The organism is Streptomyces sp. G5(2025) (genome assembly GCF_049542075.1).
In the GTDB taxonomy this organism is placed as follows: domain Bacteria; phylum Actinomycetota; class Actinomycetes; order Streptomycetales; family Streptomycetaceae; genus Streptomyces.
In genome coordinates, this window is the sequence record NZ_JBMUZT010000006.1 from 2,543,201 (window position 1) to 2,565,853 (window position 22,653).

Annotated in this window: 18 protein-coding genes, 2 tRNA genes and 3 pseudogenes; 10 read left to right on the forward strand and 13 right to left on the reverse strand. The window is 70.8% G+C overall.

Annotated elements, in window-relative coordinates; genetic code table 11:
* Window positions 1-51: 51 nt before the first annotated feature.
* From ACOBQB_RS22345 to ACOBQB_RS22355, 3 genes are all read right to left on the reverse strand, one after another.
* Window positions 52-657, reverse strand: a complete 606-nt coding sequence (locus ACOBQB_RS22345) for an ATP-dependent Clp protease proteolytic subunit (protein WP_030783279.1) — start codon at window positions 655-657, stop codon at window positions 52-54.
* A 408-nt stretch (window positions 658-1,065) separates the two neighbouring features.
* Window positions 1,066-2,442, reverse strand: a complete 1,377-nt coding sequence (tig, locus tag ACOBQB_RS22350; RefSeq protein WP_423593917.1) for a trigger factor — start codon at window positions 2,440-2,442, stop codon at window positions 1,066-1,068.
* A 125-nt stretch (window positions 2,443-2,567) separates the two neighbouring features.
* Window positions 2,568-2,644 (reverse strand) — tRNA-Pro (locus ACOBQB_RS22355).
* 164 nt (window positions 2,645-2,808) lie between these two features.
* Here ACOBQB_RS22355 and ACOBQB_RS22360 point away from each other — a divergent pair.
* Window positions 2,809-2,879, forward strand: a tRNA-Gly gene (locus ACOBQB_RS22360).
* 50 nt (window positions 2,880-2,929) lie between these two features.
* Here ACOBQB_RS22360 and ACOBQB_RS22365 read toward each other — a convergent pair.
* Window positions 2,930-3,124 carry a hypothetical protein gene (locus ACOBQB_RS22365; protein ID WP_127910262.1) on the reverse strand — a complete coding sequence of 65 codons (195 nt, stop codon included), beginning with the start codon at window positions 3,122-3,124 and terminating at the stop codon, window positions 2,930-2,932.
* A gap of 687 nt (window positions 3,125-3,811) precedes the next feature.
* Between ACOBQB_RS22365 and ACOBQB_RS22370 the strand changes: the two genes are divergently transcribed.
* Window positions 3,812-4,960 carry an acyltransferase family protein gene (locus tag ACOBQB_RS22370; RefSeq protein ID WP_423593918.1) on the forward strand — a complete coding sequence of 383 codons (1,149 nt, stop codon included), beginning with the start codon at window positions 3,812-3,814 and terminating at the stop codon, window positions 4,958-4,960.
* A gap of 9 nt (window positions 4,961-4,969) precedes the next feature.
* Here the strand turns inward: ACOBQB_RS22370 and ACOBQB_RS22375 are convergent.
* The 3 genes and pseudogenes from ACOBQB_RS22375 to ACOBQB_RS22385 all read right to left on the reverse strand — a co-directional run.
* Window positions 4,970-5,203 (reverse strand): annotated as a pseudogene (locus ACOBQB_RS22375) (phosphohydrolase); the annotation flags it as partial.
* Window positions 5,204-5,211: 8 nt separating this feature from the next.
* Window positions 5,212-7,668: an ABC transporter permease gene (locus ACOBQB_RS22380; protein ID WP_423593919.1), complete on the reverse strand. Its 2,457-nt coding sequence runs from the start codon at window positions 7,666-7,668 to the stop codon at window positions 5,212-5,214.
* On the reverse strand, window positions 7,668-8,483 hold the full coding sequence (locus ACOBQB_RS22385; RefSeq protein WP_423598669.1) for an ABC transporter ATP-binding protein: 816 nt from the start codon (window positions 8,481-8,483) through the stop codon (window positions 7,668-7,670). Before ACOBQB_RS22385 ends, ACOBQB_RS22380 begins: the two co-directional genes overlap by 1 nt.
* Window positions 8,484-8,704: 221 nt before the next feature.
* Here ACOBQB_RS22385 and ACOBQB_RS22390 point away from each other — a divergent pair.
* Window positions 8,705-8,908 (forward strand): annotated as a pseudogene (locus tag ACOBQB_RS22390) (cation/H(+) antiporter); the annotation flags it as partial.
* Here the strand turns inward: ACOBQB_RS22390 and ACOBQB_RS22395 are convergent.
* Together ACOBQB_RS22395 and ACOBQB_RS22400 are read right to left on the reverse strand one after the other, a co-directional pair.
* Window positions 8,842-9,966 carry a hypothetical protein gene (locus tag ACOBQB_RS22395; protein ID WP_423593920.1) on the reverse strand — a complete coding sequence of 375 codons (1,125 nt, stop codon included), beginning with the start codon at window positions 9,964-9,966 and terminating at the stop codon, window positions 8,842-8,844. The pseudogene ACOBQB_RS22390 and the gene ACOBQB_RS22395 overlap by 67 nt on opposite strands.
* A gap of 4 nt (window positions 9,967-9,970) precedes the next feature.
* On the reverse strand, window positions 9,971-11,155 hold the full coding sequence (locus ACOBQB_RS22400; protein WP_423593921.1) for a PP2C family protein-serine/threonine phosphatase: 1,185 nt from the start codon (window positions 11,153-11,155) through the stop codon (window positions 9,971-9,973).
* Between the two features lie 151 nt (window positions 11,156-11,306).
* Here ACOBQB_RS22400 and ACOBQB_RS22405 point away from each other — a divergent pair, with 151 nt between their 5' ends.
* Window positions 11,307-12,536: a GNAT family N-acetyltransferase gene (locus ACOBQB_RS22405; RefSeq protein ID WP_423593922.1), complete on the forward strand. Its 1,230-nt coding sequence runs from the start codon at window positions 11,307-11,309 to the stop codon at window positions 12,534-12,536.
* Window positions 12,537-12,558: 22 nt separating this feature from the next.
* On the opposite strand, the gene ACOBQB_RS22410 is transcribed toward ACOBQB_RS22405, so the two are convergent.
* The 3 genes and pseudogenes from ACOBQB_RS22410 to ACOBQB_RS22420 form a co-directional block, all read right to left on the reverse strand.
* Window positions 12,559-12,780 (reverse strand): superinfection immunity protein, encoded by a 222-nt coding sequence (locus tag ACOBQB_RS22410; protein WP_423593923.1) that lies wholly within the window; start codon window positions 12,778-12,780, stop codon window positions 12,559-12,561.
* Window positions 12,781-12,846: 66 nt separating this feature from the next.
* A complete protein-coding gene (locus ACOBQB_RS22415; RefSeq protein WP_423593924.1) occupies window positions 12,847-13,680 on the reverse strand; it encodes an Fpg/Nei family DNA glycosylase in 834 nt (277 codons plus the stop codon).
* A 173-nt stretch (window positions 13,681-13,853) separates the two neighbouring features.
* Window positions 13,854-14,338, reverse strand: a pseudogene (locus ACOBQB_RS22420) (ribose-5-phosphate isomerase).
* A 183-nt stretch (window positions 14,339-14,521) separates the two neighbouring features.
* On the opposite strand from ACOBQB_RS22420, the gene ACOBQB_RS22425 reads away from it, so the two are divergent.
* Window positions 14,522-15,988: an amino acid permease gene (locus tag ACOBQB_RS22425; protein WP_423593925.1), complete on the forward strand. Its 1,467-nt coding sequence runs from the start codon at window positions 14,522-14,524 to the stop codon at window positions 15,986-15,988.
* Window positions 15,989-16,142: 154 nt separating this feature from the next.
* Window positions 16,143-17,504 carry an FAD-binding oxidoreductase gene (locus ACOBQB_RS22430; protein ID WP_423593926.1) on the forward strand — a complete coding sequence of 454 codons (1,362 nt, stop codon included), beginning with the start codon at window positions 16,143-16,145 and terminating at the stop codon, window positions 17,502-17,504.
* A 34-nt stretch (window positions 17,505-17,538) separates the two neighbouring features.
* Here the strand turns inward: ACOBQB_RS22430 and ACOBQB_RS22435 are convergent, their stop codons facing one another.
* Window positions 17,539-18,117 carry a biotin transporter BioY gene (locus ACOBQB_RS22435; RefSeq protein WP_423593927.1) on the reverse strand — a complete coding sequence of 193 codons (579 nt, stop codon included), beginning with the start codon at window positions 18,115-18,117 and terminating at the stop codon, window positions 17,539-17,541.
* Between the two features lie 293 nt (window positions 18,118-18,410).
* On the opposite strand from ACOBQB_RS22435, the gene ACOBQB_RS22440 reads away from it, so the two are divergent.
* The 4 genes from ACOBQB_RS22440 to ACOBQB_RS22455 all read left to right on the forward strand — a co-directional run bounded on the left by ACOBQB_RS22440 (window position 18,411) and on the right by ACOBQB_RS22455 (window position 22,634).
* Window positions 18,411-19,865 (forward strand): amino acid permease, encoded by a 1,455-nt coding sequence (locus ACOBQB_RS22440; protein ID WP_423593928.1) that lies wholly within the window; start codon window positions 18,411-18,413, stop codon window positions 19,863-19,865.
* Between the two features lie 136 nt (window positions 19,866-20,001).
* Complete coding sequence (locus ACOBQB_RS22445) at window positions 20,002-21,453, forward strand: amino acid permease (protein WP_423593929.1); 1,452 nt, start codon at window positions 20,002-20,004, stop codon at window positions 21,451-21,453.
* Window positions 21,454-21,634: 181 nt separating this feature from the next.
* The gene (locus ACOBQB_RS22450; RefSeq protein ID WP_423593930.1) at window positions 21,635-22,285 is read left to right on the forward strand and encodes a superoxide dismutase; all 651 of its coding nucleotides are present in this window, start codon (window positions 21,635-21,637) and stop codon (window positions 22,283-22,285) included.
* A gap of 142 nt (window positions 22,286-22,427) precedes the next feature.
* Window positions 22,428-22,634, forward strand: coding sequence for a hypothetical protein (locus ACOBQB_RS22455; RefSeq protein WP_423593931.1), 207 nt, complete (start codon window positions 22,428-22,430; stop codon window positions 22,632-22,634).
* The last annotated feature ends 19 nt before the right edge of the window (window positions 22,635-22,653 follow it).

Below are 22,653 nucleotides of genomic sequence, written 5' to 3' on the forward strand. Positions count from 1 at the left end.
TCCTGAGGAGCGTGGGCTGAGGTTTCGGCTGTCGGGGCGCTGAGGGGTGCCTCAGGCTCCCGTGCCGCCCCCGCCCGGCATGCCGGCGGCGGTGGGCATGATGTCGTCGATGAGGCCGTACTCCTTGGCCTCCTGCGGGTCGAACCAGCGGTCGCGGTCCGAGTCGCGGGTGATCTGCTCGACGGTCTGGCCGGTGTGGTGAGCGGTGAGCTCGGCCATCCGCTTCTTGGTGTGCAGCAGCCGCTCGGCGTGGATCTTGATGTCCGACGCGGAGCCCGCCAGGCCCGCGGAGGGCTGGTGGATCAGGATCTCGGCGTTCGGCAGGGCGAAGCGCTTGCCGGGCGTACCGGCGCTGAGCAGGAACTGGCCCATGGAGGCCGCCATGCCCATCGCGATCGTCACCACGTCGTTCTTGATGTACTGCATGGTGTCGTAGACCGCCATGCCCGCCGTGATCGAGCCGCCGGGGCTGTTGATGTAAAGGAAGATGTCCTTGTCCGGCTCTGCGGCGAGAAGCAGCAGCTGCGCGGTGATCTTGTTGGCAATGTCGTCGTCCACGGCCTGGCCGAGGAAGATGATCCGCTCGCCGAGCAGTCGGTTGTAGACCTGGTCGCCGAGGCCACCACCGATGGAGGGGTCGCCGGCGGCGGAGGGCATCAGATTCGTCACGTATCCACCTGCTCGTCTTACGACGGCGCCGGGCCGTCTCACGTCTTCAGCTGGGGCTGGGACCCCGCGTGCCAGCCGCTCCGGGGCGGCTCCGGGGACTCCCCTGCCCTCGTATTCATGGACCCTAACGCGCGGGGTCCCTCCGGGAATCCCGCAGACCTGACTGTTCGCTGTGAGCGCAGGTCGCGCCCCCGCCCCGGGGCCCCGTCAGGGGCGCGGGGAACTGCGCGCTCAGCCCCCGCCGGGGCGCGATCGCGTCTGCCTCGTCAGGCTCCACGGCGAGTGCGGCTTGTACGTGGGCGCTCGCGCAGTTCCCCGCGCCCCTGACGTACGCACCATGGGCCCCCGGGATCTCGATCCCGGGGGCCCATGGTGCGTACGTCAGAGCGAGACGGCTCAGGCCTCGGTCTTCTCCTCGCCGGAGGCGTCGGCGGAGGCGTCGGCGGACTCGTCCGCCTCGTCCTCGTCGCTGAGGTCGACGACCTCACCCTTCGTGTCCTTGACCGTCGCGGCCTCGACGACGACCGCGAGGGCCTTGCCGCGCGCGACCTCGCCGACCAGCATCGGGACCTGGCCGCCCTCGACGACGGCCTGGGCGAACTGGTCGGGGGACATGCCGGAGGACTGCGCGCGACGCATGAGGTGCTCGGTGAGCTCCTCCTGGTTCACGTTCAGCTTCTCCTTGTTGACGAGCTCGTCCAGGACGAACTGCGTCTTGATGCCCTTCTCGGCCTGCTCCTTGGTCTCGGCGTCGAACTCTTCCTCGGTCTTGCCCTGGATCTCCAGGTACTTCGCGAGGTCGAGGCCCATCTGGCCGAGCTGGTGGTTCACCAGGTTGTGCTTGCGGGTCTGGATCTCGTCCGCGAGGAGCTTCTCGGGGACGGGGACCTCGACCAGCTCAAGGAGCTTCTCCAGGACGCGCTCCTGGGCCTGCGTGGCCTGGTCGTACTGCTTCATGTTCTCAAGGCGCTTGCGGCTGTCGGCCTTGAGCTCGTCGAGGGTGTCGAACTCGGAGGCGAGCTGCGCGAAGTCGTCGTCCAGCTCGGGCAGTTCGCGCTTGGCGACCTGGGTGACCTTGACGGTGACCTCGGACTCCTTGCCGGCGGCCGAGCCGCCCTTGAGCTCGGAGGTGAAGGTGGCCTCAGCCCCGGCCTCCAGGCCCTTCACGGCCTCGTCGATGCCCTCAAGGAGCTCGCCGGAGCCGATCGTGTAGGAGACGTCGGACGCGACGCCGTCCTCCAGGACCTCGCCGTCGACCTTGGCCTCCAGGTCGATCGTCACGACGTCGCCGTCCTCGGCGGCACGCTCGACCGGGGACGTGGAGGCGAAGCGCGCGCGCAGCTCCTCGACGGCCTTGTCGACGTCCTCGTCGCTGACCTCGATCGCGTCGACCTCGACCTCGATGCCGGAGTAGTCCGGGATCTCGATAGTGGGGCGTACGTCGACCTCGGCGGTGAAGTTGAGGGTCTCGTTGTCCTTCAGCTCGGTGATGTCCACCTCGGGCTGACCCAGGACGTTGAGCTCGGCCTCGTTGACCGCCTCGGTGTAGAACTTCGGAAGCGCGTCGTTGACGGCCTCCTCCAGCACGGCCCCGCGGCCGAACCGCTGGTCGATGACGCGGGCCGGGATCTTGCCCTTACGGAAGCCCTTCACCGTGACCTGCTGGTTGATCTTCTTGTACGCCGCGTCGAGGCTGTCCTTGAGCTCCTCGAAGGGCACCTCAACAGTGAGCCGAACCCGAGTCGGGTTCAGGGTCTCCACGGCGCTCTTCACGGTTCGGTCTCCTTGGTGGGCTGACTGCTGGTTTCTGCCCGGATCAGAGACACACGGGCACACAGCTTGCATAGTAACGGCAAGCGGGAGCCGACCCACAATGCGATCTTGCGAGGGAGACCTGCTGGTCGGGGTGGCGGGATTTGAACCCACGGCCTTCCGCTCCCAAAGCGGACGCGCTACCAAGCTGCGCCACACCCCGTCGGTGCGACACGTAGGGTACATGCCGCCGGGCCGTACGGCCCCCGCTGGAGCGGGACCGCCACCGGGACGGAGTCCGGGACCGTGGCGGGGGGTGTGCGGCGAGGGCCGCGGACCCGCTACGATGCCTGTCGTGCCGCGGCCTTTCCGGCCCGGCGCGTACATGCGGGCGTAGCTCAATGGTAGAGCCCTAGTCTTCCAAACTAGCTACGCGGGTTCGATTCCCGTCGCCCGCTCCGCAGACCGCAGGCCCGGCCGCTGATTCCAGCGGCCGGGCCTGCGGCGTCTAGAAGCTGATCGAGTTGATGGTCTCCGCCAGTTCGTTCAGGAACCGGTTTATGGAAGGCGCCATGCCGGTCGAGGCGAGGAAGAATCCGAAGAGCACCGCGACGATCGCGGGCCCCGCCTTGAGCGATCCGCCCCGGATCAGCACTACGAGGATGATCGCCAACAGCAGCACCACTGACAGCGAAATGGCCACACTGATCACACCCTAGGTCGGTCGCTCTCCCGGCCCGGGGGGTACGGCCCCGCACACCCCCGCCACCGACCATCGTGCCACCAACGCGCCCGCTGTATGCGGCCGGTGACACAACGTCGGCCAACGCTTTCCCGGTCCGTCACCCGGGGGGCGCCCCTGGGGCGCGGGGGCGGGGCGCCCCCGGCGCACTCCGGCCCGGCAATTCGACGACCTGCCGTCACCGGGAATTCGACGTGGCCGTCGCGAACACCACACAGGGCGTTCGCAGAAAATTCGAATTGTTGCGGGTGGCACATCGGGGATTCATCGAGTGTTCCCGAACCACCGACCAAACGGACATTCCACGGGAGTCGGTTGCGGGCGTTATGCACCATTTAAGCCGGATGAATTGTGACGTAAGGGGCACAATGCAGTGGCGCCTCATTGTCTACCGAGGCGATTCCCGGGTACGTGGGCGCGATAAGCGGTAATCGGCTCAGGGATTGACAGGGATTGTGTTGACGAAAGCGACGAGGGTTTTACGAAGACAGCGCGCCAACGCTAGGGTGCGTCAGATGTTCCACGCTGCCACCACCCCCGTAGGCGCAGTGCGGTCCCGGATCGTCTCACCGAGCTCTTGGTGGGAGGGCCTGTGACCAACTCGGTGCACCCGCACGGACGCCACCGGGCGCCGCTCCCCCGGTCCAGGTGCCCGCGGCCGGACCCCCGCCCCCACGCACCCACCATCCGACCCCGCAGGCCGCCACCGCTCCCCTCACCCCCTCCCGCCACCGCGCCGCCGGCCGTGCGGCGAAGCCCGCCAAACAGCGCGACGCCTTCTTCGACAACGCCAAGTACCTGGCGATCGTCCTCGTGGCGATGGCCCACGCGTGGGAACCCCTGACGGATCACAGCCGCGCCGCCGAGGCGCTGTACATGACCGTCTACACCTTCCACATGCCGGCGTTCATCCTGATCTCCGGCTACTTCTCGCGCAGCTTCGACATGCGGCCCGACCGTCTGCGGCGGCTGGTCACCGGTGTCGCCGTGCCCTACGTCATCTTCGAGGTCGCGTACACCCTCTTCAAGCGCTGGGCGGACGACGACCCGGCCCAGCCGATCAGCCTGCTCGACCCCTGGTACCTCACCTGGTTCCTGGTCGCGCTCTTCGTGTGGCGGCTCACCGTGCCGCTGTGGAAGATCGTGCGCTGGCCGGTGCCGCTCGCGCTGGCCATCGCCATGCTCGCCGTGATCTCCCCGGACATCGGCGACGACCTCGACCTCCAGCGTGTCCTTCAGTTCATGCCGTTCTTCGTGCTCGGCCTCTTCATGAAGCCCGAGCACTTCCAGCTGGTGCGCCGCCGCGAGGTGCGGATCCTGTCCGTCCCGGTCTTCGCCGCCGCGGTGCTGATCGCCTACTGGGCGGCGCCGCGCATGACGTCGGTGTGGTTCTACCGTCGTGACAGCGCCCAGGAGCTGGGCGTGCCGTGGTGGGTCGGCATCGTGATGACGCTGGCCCTCTTCGGCTGTTCCGTGGTGCTCACCGCGTGCTTCTTCGCGTGGGTGCCGCGCCGCAAGATGTGGTTCACGATTCTCGGCGCGGGCACGCTGTACGGCTATCTGCTGCACGGCTTCCTCGCCAAGGGCTCCCGTTTCTGGGGCTGGTTCGAGGACTACGAGTGGCTGCACAAGCCGCTCGGCGAGATCTTCGTGACGGTGGTCGCCGCGACGGTGGTGACGCTGCTGTGCACGCCTCCGGTGCAGCGGATGTTCCGCTTCGCGATGGAGCCCAAGATGGAGTGGGCCTTCAAGCGGGACGCGGCGGAGCTGGCGCGGGAGCGCGCCAGGTCGGCGTAACGGCAGGGGTCAGCGCAGTCCCAACAGGGCGCGCATGGCGGCGTACTTCGCCGTCAGGCGCGCCCTTGTCGTTTCGTCCAGGACCGCGAGGCGGGCCGGGTCCGCGTTGTGGGCCGGGTCCGCCTCCTTGACGAGGCGGGCGCCCGGCGTCGCGAGGACGCGTTCCGCGTGCGCCTGCGGGGACTCCCCCGGGATCTTGATGAGCGCCAGCACGATGGCCTTCGTACGAGGTGTCAGCGGGGCGGCGGGCGTCATTCCGCCGACTTCAGTGCCGCCCGCGCCGGGATCGTCGCCGCCGCCAGGCCGAGGACGAGGACCGCGCCGACGAAGGAGCCGTAGACCAGCGGCGGGATGTAAGGGGCCTCACCGGTCAGGCCGTTCATCATCGGGACGAGCGTGGCGAGGGCGATCGCCGAGCCGATGGCGATGCCCGCGACGGCGACGATCAGCGCCTCCCAGCGGATCATCCGCATCACCTGGCGGCGCGTGGAGCCGATCAGGCGCAGTGTGCCCAGTTCGCGGCGGCGGTCGAGGACCGTCATCACCAGGGTGTTGACGGCGGCGACGGCGGCGAAGCCGCCGAGGACGGCCGCCATCGTCGTATTGGCCCAGGCGTTGAGCTCGCGGTCCACGGACCGGTCGGTGGTGTAGCCGTCGCGGTCGTGGAGGGTGCCGAGGGCGGACAGGGCCTCGGCGGAGCCGCCCTTGGTCCAGATCTCGTGGGTGAGGGCCGAGGTGACATGGTGCTTCAGTGCGGCGGCGGGCAGGGTGACCTGGGAGAGGCCGAGGCCCCTGCCGTACGTGGCCACGACCATCGGGGAGGCCTTCGTACCGTCGGGCAGGAGGATGTCGAGGCGGTCGCCGACCTTGACGCGCGCGGAGTGGGCGAGCGCGGAGTCGACGGCGATGTCGTCCTTGCCGAGCCTGAGGGCGCCGGTCTCCACCGACAGGTCCTGGACCTCGGCCAGGTCGGCGGCTGAGCCGGTGATGCCCTGCGCCGACGCCGACGCGAGCAGGCGGTCGCCGACCGAGTACTGCGGGACGAGGACGGACGTCTTGAGCAGGCCGACGGCGGCGGTGACGCCGTCGGCGCGGGCGGCCTTCGTCAGCGTGCCGGGCGCGAGGCCTGCTTCGGCGGAGACGATGTGGTCGGCGGTGATGCCCGCGCGCCGCTGGTCGGCGGTGGCCTTGTCGGTGCTGGTGTGCAGGAAGACGAGGACGGAGGAGAAGGCCATGGCGAGCACGATCGGGGTGATCGCGGAGGCCAGACGGCGGGCGTTCGTACGGGAGTTGGCGGCCGCCAGCGAAGCGGGGGCGCCCGCTCCGCGCAACGGGAGGCCGAAGAGCGCCGCGCAGCCGCGGGCCACCAGCGGGCCGAGCAGGGCCACGGCGAGCATGAAGAGCATGACGACGCCGAGCGCCGCGTTCGCCGCGTCCTCGCCGGTGGTCTTGGCGGCGATCCCCGCGAAGGCCACGCCGCCGCCCATCGCCGCGACGCCGAGAGGGGTGCGGATCTTGCCGAGCGGCAGCCGCTCCACGGCGGCCTCGGCGAGCGCCTGGCCCGGCTTGACGCGGGAGGGGCGGCGCGCCGCCAGGTAACCGGCGAGCAGGGCGGTGACCAGCGCGATGCCGACGGCGGCGGCGAGCGGGATGGCGGACACCGTGAGGTCGACGGCCTGGGGGATCGCGCCCTTGTCCTTCAGTTGCCCGAACCACCAGTGGGCCAGGGCGATGCCGGGCAGCAGTCCGGCGGCGCCCGCGAGGGGCGCGACGAGCAGCGACTCGGTGGCGATGGTGCGGCGGAGCTGGCGCGGGGTGGTGCCGATGGCGCGGAGCAGGGCGTACTCACGGGCGCGCTGCCCCACGGAGAGCGCGACGGTACCGGCGGCGGTGAAGACGGCGACGAGGGCGGCGATGCCGCCGAAGGAACCGCCGAGGCCGGTCAGCATCTCCTTGGCGTAGGCGAGCCCGGAGTCCTCGACGGCGCCGCGGTCGTCGCCCGTATGGACCTCCGCCTTGGTGCCGAGGGCGTGGGCGACGCGGGACTTGAGGGCGTCGGCGGTGACGCCGGGCTCGGGCAGAACGGCGATGGCGTCGACGCGTCCCGGGTGGCCGGAGACACGGAGGACCTCGGCGTCGGCGAACCAGGCGGTGGGGGCGGCCCGCCCGGTCTCGACCGTGCCGGAGACGCGGAAGGCGCGCGGGCCGTCGGCGGTGGTGAGCGTGACGCGGTCGCCGACGCGGGAGCCGGGCGTGGCGAGGGCGACCTCGCCGGAGCGCGGCGCGCGGCCCGCGGTCAGTTTCTCGCCGGTGAAGGCGGTGGAGCCCCAGCCGTGGGCGGTGACGGTCCGGTCGCCGGAGCGCACCGGGAAGGTGACGTCCGCGACGGCGGTACGCGCGCCGGGGACGGCGGCGGCCTTGGCGACCCGGGCGTCGTCGAGCCGGGCGCGGTCGGGCAGCGGGATGCTCTCCTCGGTGCGGTCCTCGCCGCCGCCGGTGACGAAGTGGGCCTCCTGGTCGGCGGCGGCGACCACAGGGGCGTTCGCGTAGCGGACGGGCGGCACGGAGGCGCGCAGTCCCGTCTCCAGGAGGATGCCGCAGGCCGCCACGATCAGCGAGGCCATCATCAGGGCGACGAAGGTGCCGACGAAGGCGGCGGGCTTGAAGCGGACGGCCGCGCGGGCGAGGCCGTTGGGCACATACGCCATTACGCGGCCACCCCCGCCGGGGCGGGAGCGGTCAGGGCGGTCATGCGGGCGGCGATCTGCTGGGCGGAGGCGCGCTCCAGACGGTCGACGAGGGAGCCGTCGGCGAGGAAGAGGACGCGGTCGGCCCAGGCCGCTGCGGCCGGGTCGTGGGTGACCATGACGACGGTGGCCCCCATTGCGTCGACGGCCGAGCGCAGCAGGCCGAGGATCACGGTGGCGGTGGTGGTGTCGAGGGCGCCGGTCGGCTCGTCGGCGAAGATCACGTCCGGCTCGGTGACCAGGGCGCGGGCGATGGCGACGCGCTGTTGCTGGCCGCCGGAGAGCTGGCCGGGGCGGCGGCGTCCCTTGTCGCCGAGGCCGACGCGGGTGAGCATCTCGGCGGCTTTGCGCCGGTCCGGGCGGTGTCCGGCGAGGCGCATCGGCAGGACGACGTTCTGCTCGACGGTCAGTGAGGGCAGCAGGTTGAAGGCCTGGAAGACGAAGCCGAGGCGGGTGCGGCGCAGCGCGGTGAGCTTGTTCTCGCTCATGCCGGTGATCTCGGTGCCGCCGAGGCGGACGGTGCCGGAGCTGGGCCGGTCGAGTCCGGCCGCGCACTGCAGGAACGTGGACTTGCCCGATCCCGAGGGCCCCATGACGGCGGTGAAGCTGCCGCGGGGCAGGGCGAGATCGACGCCGGCGAGGGCGTGCACGGCGCCGGAGCCGCGGCCGTACTGCCGGCGGACACCGCGCAGTTCGACGGCCCAGTCGCCGTGCGCCGCGCCGAGAACGCGCGCGTCCTCCTCGACGACCCGGTTCTTCTTCCGCCGCAGCCCCATGGCCCAGTCCATTTCTCCCGTACGAATCCGACTCCTCGAACCTACGGAGCGGGGGGTGTTGGCGACCATGACGGCTCCCGGCCGATGCCGGGTGGGGCAAACCCCACCCCTTGGCGTGACCCGACCCCCGTAAAACCTTGTGGACAGCTAACTATTGACGCGTTCTTTACGAACCCTTGACCTCGAAACCTTGGTCTGCCCCTGACTCTGACCCCGACCTGACGATGAACGTCCGCGCGGGCCTCGACGAGCGGCTCTCGCCCTTCATCGCGGGGTACGTCCTGCTGCTCACCGTCCTCGGCCCGCTGGCCGCGGGGCGCTCGCGGTGGCTGGCGCGGGTGCTGCCGGGCGGGCGTGACTACGCGGTGGCGGGGCCCGGTGCGCCGGGGAAGGCGGAGCGGGCCTCGGCGAGCAGGGTGCCGTAGTCGGAGCCGTAGGTGACCGCTGCCGCGAACAGGGCGTCGACGGCGGCCTGCAAGGGGTCGCCGTCGACGGCCGCGTAGAGGGCGGGGAGCGCGAGGAACTGCTGCCGGATCCCGGCCGTCGGCCACGCGAGAGCCGGGGGCGCCGTGGTGTCCGGCACGTTCGGGTCGCTGAGCAGGCGATCCACCACGGCGTCCCGGTGATGGAAGGGCGGGGGCAGCGGCTGCCCGTGTTCCACGGCGTCCAGGGCCGGTGCGACCCAGTCGACGCCGTCGAGCCCCGCCTTCTCGTAGGCACGGCGCATCGCCCAGCGGGCGACGGCGCGTTGGCCCTCCGGAGGCAGGCGGTCCAGGGCGTGGAGCAGGTGCGGGGCCAGCTCCCGCAGGCCGGCCACATTGCCGCGGACGTTCAGGAGGCGTTCGCCGGGGAGTTGGCCGCCCCACTCCCGGCGGAGCGCGTCCTCGGCGGCGCGTCGCTCCTCCTCGCGGGCGCGCCGCTCGGCCTCGGCGAGTTCCTCGGGGGCCGGGGGCGGCGGCTCCTTCCTCGCGACGTCGTGCCAGTACGCGGCGCCGCTGCTGGTCTGCTTGACCAGGCGGTCGCGGGCGGGCGGCGCGGGCCAGAACTGCAACAGGTGCCGCTCGATGACGAGCCCGTGCAGGCACTCCAGTTCCCGCTCCACGGCCTCGTCCATGCCGCTGACGCAGTGCCGGACGCGGTGGTCGACCATGTCGAGGGCCAGCGGGAAACTGCCGTCGCCGCCCCACAGGTCGAGCGACACCTGAGGGGTGACGGGCCGGAAGGAGACCTCGGTGATCTCCTCCCAGCTCTCGTCCGGTTCCGGCTCCACCTCGTGCAGTTCCACGGTGTAGCCGACCGCGCCGGTGTGCAGTCCGGTCGTCAGGAAGAGGTAGCCGGGCACGGCCGCGCCGCACAGGCCCGTCGTCTGCCCGGCGCGCGGGTCGTACGGGGTGTCCCCGTAGTTCTCGGGGTCGCTCACCACGTACAACCGGCCGTAGGTGACGTCGACGTCACCGCTGAACAACGTACGTATGGAACCCATCCGCTCACGCCTCCCGGCAGATCAGCAGCAGCGCCCGGTCGTCGTTCACGTCCTTCGCGACCGCCTCGATGAGGTGCCAGGCGGCGCCGTGGAAGCCGCCGGCCACGTAGCGGTCGGCCTCGCCCGTGAGGCGGTCGATGCCCTCGGCGATGTCCCGCTCCGAGGTCTCCACGAGGCCGTCGGTGAAGAGCATCAGCACGTCGCCGGGGCGCAGCATGCCCTTGACCGGGTCGAACTGCGCCCCGTCGTAGACGCCGAGGAGCGGGCCGTGGCCCGTCTTCTCCTCCCAGCGGCCGCTGCCCGCGCTGAGCTGGAGGCCGGGCGGATGTCCGGCGGAGAAGAGTTCGTAGTCGCCGGTCTCCAGGTCGAGGACCAGGTGGATGGAGGTCGCGAAGCCCTCGTCCCAGTCCTGGCGCAGGAGGTAGCCGTTGGCGGCGGGGAGGAAGGAGTGCGGGGGCAGCGAGCCGAGGAGGCCGCCGAAGGCGCCGGACAGGAGAAGGGCGCGCGACCCGGCGTCCATGCCCTTGCCGGAGACGTCGGTGAGGACGACCTCCAGGGTGCGGCCGCCGTTGGTGCGGGCCGCGACGACGAAGTCGCCGGAGAAGGACTGCCCGCCGGCCGGGCGCAGCGCCATCTCGCGGTGCCAGCCGCGCGGCAGCTTCGGCAGCTTGCTCTGGACGCGGATGCGCTCGCGCAGGTCGAACAGCATCGTGCTGCCGCCGCGCCAGGGCACGCCGACCCGGCTGCGGAACTGGGCGATGATCAGCCCGAAGAAGCCGCAGGCGGCCACCACGAGGACCACGCCCGGCGTGACCCGCGAGGCTCCCTCGGTGTACGGGCCGAGCTGGACGGACTCCACGATCAGGGCGACGGCGGACGCCGCGTACAGGCCGAGGAGGCTGGCGGGGCGCAGCAGCAGGCCGCCCGCGACGATGGGCAGGACGAGGGCGGCGGGCGCGCACCACACGCTGTTGAGGATCGTGCCCGCGGTGATCAGCGGGACGGTCAGGAGCAGTCCGGTCAGGGCGACCCAGTCGGAGCCGTCGCCGCGGAAGTAGTCGACCCCGGATTTGCGCAGCACGATGCGGGCCCGGTGCAGCCTCTTCTTCATCCGGGCCGTGAACGTCTCGGCTTCCGCCCGCCGCTCGCCGCGCTCGCGCCGTGCGCGCCCTTCTCGTCGTACCTCCATTGCTCGTGGACCCTATCCAGCGGGCCGCGTACTTCGCACGGGAGGTCCCGGTTGTCCCCCGTCGGAGGCACGTCCCGGAGGGCTCGCGACGGCCGGTTCCGGACGCCGAAATCAAGTCGCTCCGGTTGTGCCGCCCTGGTAGGCATGGCATATGACGACTGACTTGAGAGTGCTCGCGCAGAGCGAATGGGCGTCCTGGTACGGGGCGTTGGACCTGGCGTTCGGCGGTGTGTCGGAGGCGCCGCAGGAGCAGGAGCTCTGGCACGACCTGGTCGAGCGCGACCGGTCGATCGGGGTGTGGGACGGGGACGCGTGCATAGGCACGACGTCAGCGTTCTCCTTCCGGCTCTCGGTGCCGGGGGGCGCGCTGGTGGACGCGGCGGGCGTGACGATGGTGAGCGTCGCGGCCACGCACCGGCGGCGCGGGGTCCTGACGTCGATGATGCGGCGGCAGTTGGACGACGTGCGCGCGGGCGGTGAGCCGCTGGCCGTGCTCACCGCCTCCGAGCCGGTCATCTACGGCCGCTTCGGGTACGGCGTGGCGACCTCGCAGCTGAAGCTCGACATCGACACGAGCCGGGTGCGGCTGTCCGTCCCGGCCGGTACGGATGACGTACGCCTGCGCTACACCGCGCCCGCCGATGTCCACGCCGCGTGCGAGGAGTTGTACGCCCGCCGGGTCCCCGAGCGGCCGGGCATGCTCGCCCGGCGGCCGGGCTGGGAGCGGCACGGGCTGCTCGACCCGGAGAGCGACCGCGCCGGGGCGTCACCGCTGCAGTGCGTGGTGGCGAACCGCGCGGGCGAGTTGGTCGGATATGCACGGTTCGCCGTCAAGCCGGACTGGGCCTGGCAGGGTCCCAAGGGCGTGGTCCATGTCCGCGACGTCGAGGCGCTGGACCCGGCGGCGTACGCGGCGCTGTGGCGGTTCCTGTTCGACATCGACCTGACGTCGTCGGTGCTCGCGCGCAACCGCCCGGTGGACGACGCACTGCTCCAGCTCGTCTCGGACGTCCGGCGGTGCGACCTCTCGGTGCGGGACTCGCTGCACGTACGGCTCGTCGAGGTGGGGGCGGCGCTGGAGGCGCGTACGTATCAGACGCCGCTGGACGTGGTGTTCGAGGTGACGGACGCCTTCTGCCCTTGGAACGCGGGGCGTTGGCGCCTCACCGGCGACGCCAAGGGCGCGGCGTGCGCGCGTACGGAGGACGCGGCGGACCTCGCCCTGTCGGTGCGGGAGTTGGGTGCCGCGTATCTCGGGGGCGTGTCCCTCACGTCGCTGGCGGGCGCGGGGCGGGTGCGGGAGCTGCGCCAGGGGGCGCTGGCCGAGGCGTCGGTGGCCTTCGGGTCGGACGTGGCGCCGTGGTTGCCGCACGGGTTCTAGCCGGGGGCTTCGGGCGGAGGGGTCAGGCGGAGGGGGCCAGCGGTATCTGCGGCTTGCGGGTGGCGAGGTAGAGGGCGACCAGCCAGCCGATCAGCGAGGCGCCGAGGAGCACGTTGAGGACGAGGACCACCCAGCGGAGTTCGATTCCGCGGTTGAAGGCGATGATGGACGGCAGCACGTAGAGCACCACGGTGAGCAGTGCGAAGGCGAGGCCGCCGATTGAGCCGAGTTCGAATCCGAACATGTGGTGAACCCCCGTTGATCTGGTCGAACAATCGCTGGTCAGGCGATCGAACTGGTGAACCCGATCTTAACCGTGCCGCTGACCGGCCCGGCCCGGCCGCTGACAGTTCGGGCACCAGAAGAGGTTGCGGGCGGCGAGGTCGGCGGTGCGGATCTCGCCGCCACAGATGTGGCACGGCTGGTTCGCCCTGCGGTAGACGTACACCTCACCGCCGTGGTCGTCGACGCGCGGCGGGCGGCCCATCGCCTCGGGGGTGTGCTCGGGCCGGACGGTGTCGATGCGGTTGAGGCGTACGCCCTCGCGCATCAGCTCCACGAGGTCCGCCCAGATCGCGTCCCACAGCTCCTCGGTGAGGTCCTTGCCGGGGGTGTACGGGTCGATGCCGTGCCGGAAGAGGACCTCGGCGCGGTAGACGTTGCCGACGCCGGAGACGACCTTCTGGTCCATGAGCAGCGCGGCGACGGTGGTGCGGCTGCGCGCGATCCTGCGGTACGCCTTGGCCGGGTCGTCGCCCTCCCGCAGCGGGTCCGGGCCGAGGCGGTCGTGTATCGCCTGCTTCTCGTCGTCCGTGATGAGCGCGCAGGCGGTCGGGCCGCGCAGGTCGCAGTAGTACGAGTCGTTCAGCAGGCGGAGGCGGACGGTGTCCGTGGGGGGCGGGGCGGGGGTCTCACCGAAGGTGTACTTGCCGAAGAGGCCGAGGTGGATGTGGATCCAGTCGCCTTCACCGAAGCCGAGGAAGAGGTGTTTGCCGTGGGCTTCGGCGGTTTCCATCACCCGGCCGGTGAGCAGGGCGGCGCTGTCGGAGAACTTGCCCTGCGGGCTGGTCGCCCGGACGGGGCGGTCCTGGAACCGCTCCCGGTGATCGGCCGCGAGGCGGTGAATGGTGTGCCCCTCCGGCACGGGGTCCCTCCGGGGGTTGTGCGGGTCGGAGAATCGCCTTGACGGCTCGTCCTCACACGCCGGACGGACTGAAAACTCCAGCGCGAGCCGGGGGCGAGGAGCCCCGGGCCGCGGGAGAACCAGCCCCTCCGGCGGGTGAGGAGCGGGGTCCGGGGCGGAGCCCCGTGGCCTCGCTACGCCTGCGGGTGGTGAGGCGGGATCGGGGAAGCTTCCCCGTCTCCTCGTACGCCGACAGCATGTCGATCCGGCGCGTGTGGCGTTCCTCGCCCGAGTACGGCGTGCTCAGGAAGATCTCGACGAACTTCGTCGCCTCCTCCTGCGTGTGCATCCGGCCGCCGATCGAGATGACGTTCGCGTCGTTGTGCTCCCGGCCGAGCGCGGCGGTCTGCTCGCTCCAGGCAAGGGCGGCCCGTACGCCCTTGACCTTGTTCGCGGCGATCTGCTCGCCGTTGCCGGAGCCGCCGATGACGATGCCGAGGGCCTCGGGGTCCGCGGCGGTCCGCTCCGCGGCGCGCAGGCAGAACGGCGGGTAGTCGTCCTGGGCGTCATAGATGTGGGGCCCGCAGTCGACGGGCTCGTGGCCGTGGCTCTTGAGCCATTCGACCAGGTGGTTCTTGAGTTCGTAGCCGGCATGATCCGAGCCGAGGTACACGCGCATGCGTCCGAGTGTGGCACGTCGCGCGGCGGGTAGCCGCGACCGGGGCCGGGCCTTGCCGGGCCTCCGGGACGAAGGTCTGGGCCAAAGGGCCGGAATGCAACGATCCGGATTCAGGACTTCCGTCCCGATCGCTCCTGAGTTTGAATGCGGGGGCTCGTGACCCGAGAACTTAAGGATTCGTCCATGACCTCGCAACCCTCCCTTGCGAAGGCAGACCGCAACCCCCCATCCCCTGGGGATCCGCGGTCTGGCGGCAGTGGTGACACCGGCGACACCGGCAACACCGGCGACGGCCTGAAAGCGGGTCTCAAGAACCGCCATCTCTCCATGATCGCGATCGGCGGTGTGATCGGCGCCGGTCTCTTCGTCGGTTCCGCTTCCGGGATCGCCGCCGCCGGGCCCGCCATCCTCATCTCGTACGCCCTCGTCGGCACCATGGTCGTCCTCGTGATGCGGATGCTGGGCGAGATGGCCGCCGCCCGGCCGACCTCCGGCTCCTTCTCCACCTACGCCGACCAGGCACTCGGCCGCTGGGCCGGGTTCTCCATCGGCTGGCTGTACTGGTTCTTCTGGGTCGTGGTGCTCGCGGTGGAGGCCACCGCCGGCGCCGTGATCCTCAACGGCTGGATACCCGACGTCCCGCAGTGGGGCTGGGCGCTCATCGTGATGGTGGTGCTCACCGCGACGAATCTCGTCTCGGTCGGCTCGTACGGTGAGTTCGAGTTCTGGTTCGCGGGCATCAAGGTCGTCGCGATCGGCGCCTTCGTCCTCATCGGTCTGCTCGCCGTCTTCGGTGTGCTCCCCGGCTCGGACAACCCGGGCGCCGGATTCGCGCACCTCACCGACGCGGGCGGCTTCATGCCCAAGGGCGCGGGGGCCATCCTCACCGGCGTGCTGATGGTCGTCTTCTCCTTCATGGGCAGCGAGATCGTCACGCTGGCCGCCGGTGAGTCCGAGGACCCGCAGCGCGCGGTCACCAAGGCGACCAACAGCGTCATCTGGCGCATCGGCGTCTTCTACCTGGGCTCGATCTTCGTCGTGATCACGCTCCTGCCGTGGAACGACAAGTCGATCACCAAGGACGGCAGCTACGTCGCCGCGCTCAACTCGATCGGCATCCCGCACGCCGGTCAGGTCATGAACGTCATCGTGCTCACCGCCGTGCTGTCCTGCCTCAACTCCGGCCTGTACACCGCCTCCCGCATGGCCTTCTCGCTCGGCCAGCGCGGCGACGCGCCCAAGGCCTTCGCGCAGACCAACAAGCGGGGCGTGCCGGTGGCCGCGATCCTCGGCTCCGTCGTCTTCGGTTTCGTCGCCGTCTGGTTCAACTACCAGTGGAAGGACACCGTCTTCGACTTCCTGCTGAACTCCTCGGGCGCGGTGGCCCTCTTCGTGTGGCTGATCATCAGCTTCACGCAGCTGCGGATGCGCGGCATCATCCTGCGCGAGGAGCCGGAGAAGCTCGTCGTGAAGATGTGGCTCTTCCCGTATCTGACGTGGGTCACCATCGCGATGATCTCGTTCGTCCTCGTCTACATGCTGACCGACGAGACCGGGCGCAAGCAGGTGCTGCTCTCGCTCCTGGCGGCCGCGTTCGTGGTCGTGTTCTCGCTGGTCCGCGAGAAGCTCCGCCCGCGCGAGCAGGTCTGAGCCGCACGTTCCTGGCCGGGTCCCGCGAAAAGCTGACGGAGGTTGTCAGCTTTCCGCGGGACCCTCTCCGTTGTCAGACAGATGTACGCGACTGAGGCGTACGTCGGCTTGGGCGTACGCGGCACAGGCGTACGCGGCACAACGGAGGCACCCCGTGGACTTTCCCGCACAGCGATTCGTCTTCCGGCCCGGCGACGCCGGATACGACGAGGAGATCGCCGGATTCCAGACCGGCTTCACGATCCGGCCCGCCCTCGTCGTCGGCGCCGAGACCACCGACGACGTGATCGCCGCGGTGGCCCACGCCGCCGGGCACGCGCTTCCTGTGGGCGTGCAGGCCACCGGTCACGGGCTGCCGGGGGCCTCGGAGGGCGGCGTCCTGATCAGTACGCGGCGGATGGACTCCGTCGCCGTCGACGCCGCCGCGCGCACCGCCACCGTCGGCGCCGGCGCCCGCTGGGGGCAGGTCGTCGAGGCGGCGGCGGCCCATGGACTGGCCCCGCTGAACGGTTCGGCGCCGAGCGTGGGCGCCGTGTCGTACACGCTCGGCGGCGGCCTCGGGATCCTCGCCCGCGCCTTCGGCTACGCGGCCGACCACGTCCGCTCCCTCGACGTCGTCACCGCCGACGCCACCGCGCGCCATGTCACCGCCGACAGCGATCCCGAGCTGTTCTGGGGCCTGCTGGGCGGCGGCGCCACCCTGGGCGTGGTGACGCGGCTGGAGATCGGTCTGGTGCCGGTGGCGCGGCTGTACGGCGGGGCGGTCACGTTCGACGGGGCCACGACGGATCCCGCCGCCCTGCTGCGCGGCTACGAGGAGTGGACGCGGACCCTGCCCGAGGAGCTGACCTCGTCGCTGGCGGCGGTGGCCTACCCGGACGTCCCGCCACTACCGCCGCACCTGCGCGGCCGTTACCTCATCTCGGTGCGCGTCGCGTTCACGGGCCCGGCGGCCGAGGGTCAGCGTCTCGCGGCGCCGTTGCGCACGCTCGGGCCCGTCGAGTCGGACACGCTGCGGGAGATGCCGTACACCGAGAGCCCCACCATCCACAGCGACCCGGAGTTCCCGCACGCGTACTACGGGGACAGCGTGGCCCTGAGCGACCTCGACGCCACCGCCGCCGGGAAGCTGCTCGCGCTGGCCGGGCCGGATGCCGACACGATGCACGTCGTGCAGATCAACCACCTGGGCGGCGCGCTCGCGCGGCCCGCCCCGAACGCGGTGCCTTTCCGCGAGGCGGGCTGGCTCGTCCGGCTCCTCACCCCGTTGCACGGCGTCGATGTCGCCGCCGCGCGGGAGCTGCACGCGCGGGCGTTCGAGCACGTGGCGGACGAGGCGCTGGGGCGCTCGCTGAACTTCGCGTTCGGCGGCGCGGACCGCCCCGAGAGGCTGTACGACGCGGATACGCGAAGGAGGCTCGCCGAGCTGAAGGTCACGTACGACCCGGCGAACCTCTTCAGGCGCAACTACGGCGTCTCCCGCTCTCAACGGTCGAGCACTGACGAATTTTCTTAGCGGTCGAGCTCTTAGCGGTCGAGCGGTCGGGCTCTTAGCGGTCGAGCAGCTTCCACGCCGTGGGCAGCGCGCCCATCGCGAGCGCGGCCTTCAGGGCGTCACCGATCAGGAAGGGCGTGAGCCCGGCGGCGACGGCCTGGGTCAGCGACATGCCGGTCGCGGCGGCGAGGTACGGGACACCGACGGCGTAGATGATCGCGGAGCCGAGGACCATCGTGCCCGCGGTGCGCGGCACGGAGCGGTCGCCGCCGCGGCGGGCGAGGGCGCCCACGACCGTGGCGGCGAGCAGCATGCCGAACACGTAGCCGAGGGAGGGGGCCGCGACGCCCGAGCCCGCCTGCGCGAACCACGGCATGCCGGCCATGCCGACGAGGGCGTACAGCGCGAGGGAGAGGAAGCCGCGGCGGGCGCCGAGCGCGGTGCCGACGAGCAGCGCGGCGAAGGTCTGGCCGGTCACCGGCACCGGGGAGCCCGGTACGGGCACCGCGATCTGGGCGGCGATGCCGGTGAGCGCGGCGCCGCCGAGCACGAGGACCGCGTCCTTGGCGCGGGACGCGGGCAGCAGGTCGGCGAGGACCTGACCGGGGCGGGTGGTGGCAGCGGCGATGCTCATCGGGACTCCGCGAGGGCGAGGGCAGGTTGGGACGCGATGACGCTATCCCAGGCGGGGGCCGCGCGACACGGTCCCAGGGTCACAACCCGGGGGCGGGGCCTTGGTGGGCTCCGGACAAAGAGGCCCGCGTACACCCCGTACGGCGTGACGCTCGTCACGGAGGTGGAGGGGTGGGTGACCCGTTTTGCGCGGAGCACTGTGGCCCGGGGAGACTGTGGAGTCCCGCCAAAAGTTTTCCGACCCCTAGAGGCCCCCAGAGGCCCCCGAGCACCCCGAGAGCAGCGCTGAGCACCATGCACGACCCCCAGGCCACGGCCGATCCCTCCGGGGACGGGCCGCTCGGAGCCGCCGAGCCTTTCGGCGCCGAGAAGGAACCGCCCGGCGGCGGGCTCAAGCAGCGGCATCTGACGATGCTCGGGCTCGGCGGGGTCATCGGGGCCGGCCTGTTCGTCGGTTCGGGGGCGGGGATCGCCGTCGCGGGGCCCGGCATCGTCGTCTCGTACCTGATCGCGGGCGCGCTCGCGATGTGCGTGATGCGGATGCTCGGCGAGATGTCGGCGGCGATGCCCGCGTCGGGCTCCTTCTCCGTGCACGCGGAGCGCGCGCTCGGCCGCTGGGCGGGGTTCAGCGTCGGCTGGCTCTACTGGTTCCTGCTGGTGGTCGTGCTCGCCGTGGAGGCGACGGGTGCCGCGCAGATCGCCAACAGCTGGGCGCCCGCGGTGCCGCAGTGGGCCTGGGTACTGATCTTCATGCTGGTCTTCACGGGCGCCAACCTCGCCGCGGTGAAGAACTTCGGCGAGTTCGAGTTCTGGTTCGCGGCCCTGAAGGTCCTCGCGATCGTCGCGTTCCTGGTGCTCGGGCTGCTCGCGATCTTCGGGGTGCTCCCCGCCACGGACCCGGTGGGCCTCACCCACCTCACCGGCGACGGCGGTTTCCTGCCCCATGGGTGGGAGGGCGTGGTCTCCGGTGTCCTCGCCGTCGTCTTCGCCTTCGGCGGCCTGGAGGTCGTCACGATCGCGGCCGCCGAGTCCGACGACCCGGTCCGCTCGGTGACCCGCGCGGTGCGCAGCGCCGTCTACCGCATCCTCTTCTTCTACGTCGGCTCGATGCTGGTCATCGTGACGGTGCTGCCCTGGACGGCGCAGCGGGCGGGCGCCAGCCCGTACGTCACGGTCCTCGACTCGATCGGTGTGCCGTCCGCCGGGACGATCATGAACATCGTGGTGTTCGTGGCCCTGCTCTCGGCGCTCAACGCCAACCTCTACGGCTCCTCCCGGATGGTCTTCTCCCTGGCCGAGCGCGGTGAGGCGCCGAAGGCCCTGCTGAAAGTGTCGGGGGGCGGGGTGCCGCGCCGCGCGGTCCTCGCGTCGGTCGCTTTCGGCTTCGTATCGGTCGTCCTCAATCTGAAGTGGCCGGACTCGGTCTTCCTCTACATGCTCAACGCGGTCGGCGCGGTACTGCTGTTCGTATGGGCGCTGATCGCGGTGTCGCAGCTGCGGCTGCGCCGGCGCATCGAGCGGGACGCACCGGATCGCCTGGTCCTGCGGATGTGGGCCTTCCCTTATCTGACCTGGGCGGCGCTGGCCGCGATGGCCGCCGTGCTCGGCCTGATGCTGAGCGACGAGGGGGCGCGGCCGCAGCTGCTGTGGTCCGCGGGGGCGACGGGTCTGGTGCTCGCGGTCGCCGGTCTGCGGGAGTGGCGCGAGCGGCGCGCGGGCCGGACCCGGCCAGGGGTGAAGTCCCGGTGAACAAGTCGTGTTCATTTCTTCACCACGTGTAAGCGTCGTGTCCGTATAGCGGTCTACTGTTCCCTGTCAGCGGTACAGGACTTCAGACTGTGGGCCCGCTCGTCCCCCCGTCTCGGCTACTGAACAGGGCACGCCCATGTCACGGACGTCCACCCAGCAGGACGCAGCACCAGCGCCTGATCCGGCAGCATCTGATGCGGCACCCAAGGTCGACTCCCCGCTCGTCCACGGCCTCAAGCAGCGGCACCTCTCCATGATCGCCCTCGGCGGCGTCATCGGTGCCGGCCTCTTCGTCGGCTCCGGAGCGGGCATCGCCAAGGCCGGGCCCTCGATCGTCCTCGCCTACGCGATATCCGGCGCCCTCGTCATGCTCGTGATGCGCATGCTGGGCGAGATGTCGGCCGCGAACCCGGCCTCCGGCTCCTTCTCCGTCCACGCCGAGCGGGCCATCGGCCCCTGGGCGGGCTTCACCGCGGGCTGGGGCTTCTGGTTCCTGCTCTGCGTCGCCGTCGGCCTGGAGGGCATCGGCGCCGCGACCATCATGACGGGCTGGTTCCCCGACACCCCGCAGTGGGCCTGGGTCGCCCTCTTCATGCTGGTGTTCTGCGGCGCGAACCTGACGGCCGTGAAGAACTTCGGCGAGTTCGAGTTCTGGTTCGCCGCGCTGAAGGTCGGCGCCATCACGCTCTTCCTCGGCATCGGCGTCCTCGCGATCCTCGGCATCCTGCCCGGCTCGGACACCCCGGCCCCCGGCCTGGAGAACCTCACCGGCGAGGGCGGCTTCATGCCGAACGGCACGGACGGCCTGATCATCGGCCTCCTCGCCTCCGTCTTCGCGTACGGCGGCCTGGAGACGGTGACGATCGCCGCCGCCGAGTCCGAGAACCCGGTCCGCAGCGTCGCCAAGGCCGTGCGCACGGCGATGTGGCGCATCGCGCTCTTCTACGTCGGCTCCATGCTCGTCGTCGTCACGCTGCTGCCGTGGGACAACAAGGCGGTCGCCACCAAGGGCCCCTACGTCGCCACGCTCGACCACCTGGGCATCCCCGGCGCCGGTCAGATCATGAACGTCATCGTCCTGATCGCCCTGCTCTCCGCGATGAACGCCAACATCTACGGCGCCTCGCGCATGTCGTACTCCCTGATCGCGCGCGGCCAGGGCCCGAAGGCCCTCGGCCGGGTCCACAGCGGCGTGCCGCGCCTCGCGGTGCTCGCCTCCTCGGTCTTCGGCTTCGTCTGCGTGCTGCTCAGCTACTGGCGCCCCGACGACGTCTTCCCGTGGCTGCTCAACATGATCGGCGCGATGATCCTCGTCGTCTGGGTCTTCATCGCCGTCTCGCAGCTGATCCTGCGCCGCAGGACGGAACGCGAGGAGCCGCAGAAGCTGGTCGTGCGGATGTGGGCGTACCCCTTCCTGACCTGGGTCGCGCTGGCCGCGATGGCGTACATCTTCTACCTGATGACGGAGCAGCCGGACACGCGCAAGCAGCTGCTGGCCACGGGCGCGCTGACGCTGTGCCTCGCGGTGCTCGGGTACGTGCGGCAGAGGATGGCGGAGAAGCGGGCGGCGGTCCCGGCCGCCGAGTAGGACACGCCGTACGTGAAGGGGCCCGGGGTCGTCATCGACCCCGGGCCCCTTCGTGTACCCCGGCGGTCCTAGGACGAAGGGCTGATCAACTCCGCGGGCCTCCTGCTGTTAGCCTGCACTTGCGCATAACTTGCAATAAGCAGCATCAAGCAGTGAGAAGCAGCAGTCGGAGGGCTCGGTCATGGCCATTTACACGCTTCCTGAACTTCCGTACGACTACGCGGCGCTCGAACCGGTCATCAACCCGCAGATCATCGAGTTGCACCACGACAAGCACCACGCGGCGTACGTGAAGGGCGCGAACGACACCCTTGAGCAGCTGGAGGAGGCGCGCGACAAGGAGACGTGGGGTGCCATCAACGGCCTGGAGAAGAACCTCGCCTTCCACCTCTCCGGCCACATCCTGCACAGCATCTACTGGCACAACATGAACAGCCCCAAGGACGGTGGCGGCGGCGAGCCGCTGGCCGCCGACGGGGTCGGTGAGCTGGCGGACGCGATCAGCGAGTCCTTCGGCTCCTTCGCCAAGTTCAAGGCCCAGCTGACCAAGGCCTCGGCGACGACGCAGGGTTCGGGCTGGGGCGTCCTCGCCTACGAGCCGCTCAGCGGCCGCCTCATCGTCGAGCAGGTCTACGACCACCAGGGCAACGTCGGCCAGGGCTCCACGCCGATCCTGGTCTTCGACGCCTGGGAGCACGCCTTCTACCTGCAGTACAAGAACCAGAAGGTGGACTTCATCGAGGCCATGTGGCAGGTCGTCAACTGGCAGGACGTGGCCAAGCGTTACGAGGCCGCCAAGCAGCGCGTGAACAGCCTGCTGCTGGCCCCGTAAGGCGCGCCGCCCCGTGAAACGCCCTGCCTCGTGATCGTCTTCTCAACCTTCGCCGAGGCAGGCGGATAGAGGAAAGACCCCCGTGAGGACGTGACTCACGGGGGTCTTTCGGTGTCCGGCATTCCGGTGCACGGTGTCCTGCATGGTGGACGAGAAGCACTGCCCGACCTGTCGACAACTACACCTCTTCCGCAAGGTCACTCCCGCCGAGGAGGCCCACATCGCGGAGAGCGTGGGGCTCGCGAGAGCCCGCGGCTTCTGGCGCTGCACCAACCCCGGCTGCCGGTGGGTGCAGCCGTACCACGTGCAGAGCCAGGGGTTCCGTCTTCCCGAGGAGATCTTCGGTTAGGGCGGGGCTGTCCGAGGCG

What these genes read in the sequence shown, in the direction of transcription:
- ACOBQB_RS22345 (WP_030783279.1), bottom strand. Translation starts at nt 657, where the DNA reads ATGCCCTCCGCCGCCGGCGACCCCTCCATCGGTGGTGGCCTCGGCGAC.
- ACOBQB_RS22380 (WP_423593919.1), bottom strand. Translation starts at nt 7,668, where the DNA reads ATGGCGTATGTGCCCAACGGCCTCGCCCGCGCGGCCGTCCGCTTCAAG.
- ACOBQB_RS22385 (WP_423598669.1), bottom strand. Translation starts at nt 8,483, where the DNA reads ATGGGGCTGCGGCGGAAGAAGAACCGGGTCGTCGAGGAGGACGCGCGC.
- ACOBQB_RS22395 (WP_423593920.1), bottom strand. Translation starts at nt 9,966, where the DNA reads ATGGGTTCCATACGTACGTTGTTCAGCGGTGACGTCGACGTCACCTAC.
- ACOBQB_RS22400 (WP_423593921.1), bottom strand. Translation starts at nt 11,155, where the DNA reads ATGGAGGTACGACGAGAAGGGCGCGCACGGCGCGAGCGCGGCGAGCGG.
- ACOBQB_RS22405 (WP_423593922.1), top strand. Translation starts at nt 11,307, where the DNA reads ATGACGACTGACTTGAGAGTGCTCGCGCAGAGCGAATGGGCGTCCTGG.
- ACOBQB_RS22410 (WP_423593923.1), bottom strand. Translation starts at nt 12,780, where the DNA reads ATGTTCGGATTCGAACTCGGCTCAATCGGCGGCCTCGCCTTCGCACTG.
- ACOBQB_RS22425 (WP_423593925.1), top strand. Translation starts at nt 14,522, where the DNA reads ATGACCTCGCAACCCTCCCTTGCGAAGGCAGACCGCAACCCCCCATCC.
- ACOBQB_RS22435 (WP_423593927.1), bottom strand. Translation starts at nt 18,117, where the DNA reads ATGAGCATCGCCGCTGCCACCACCCGCCCCGGTCAGGTCCTCGCCGAC.
- ACOBQB_RS22440 (WP_423593928.1), top strand. Translation starts at nt 18,411, where the DNA reads ATGCACGACCCCCAGGCCACGGCCGATCCCTCCGGGGACGGGCCGCTC.
- ACOBQB_RS22445 (WP_423593929.1), top strand. Translation starts at nt 20,002, where the DNA reads ATGTCACGGACGTCCACCCAGCAGGACGCAGCACCAGCGCCTGATCCG.
- ACOBQB_RS22450 (WP_423593930.1), top strand. Translation starts at nt 21,635, where the DNA reads ATGGCCATTTACACGCTTCCTGAACTTCCGTACGACTACGCGGCGCTC.
- ACOBQB_RS22455 (WP_423593931.1), top strand. Translation starts at nt 22,428, where the DNA reads ATGGTGGACGAGAAGCACTGCCCGACCTGTCGACAACTACACCTCTTC.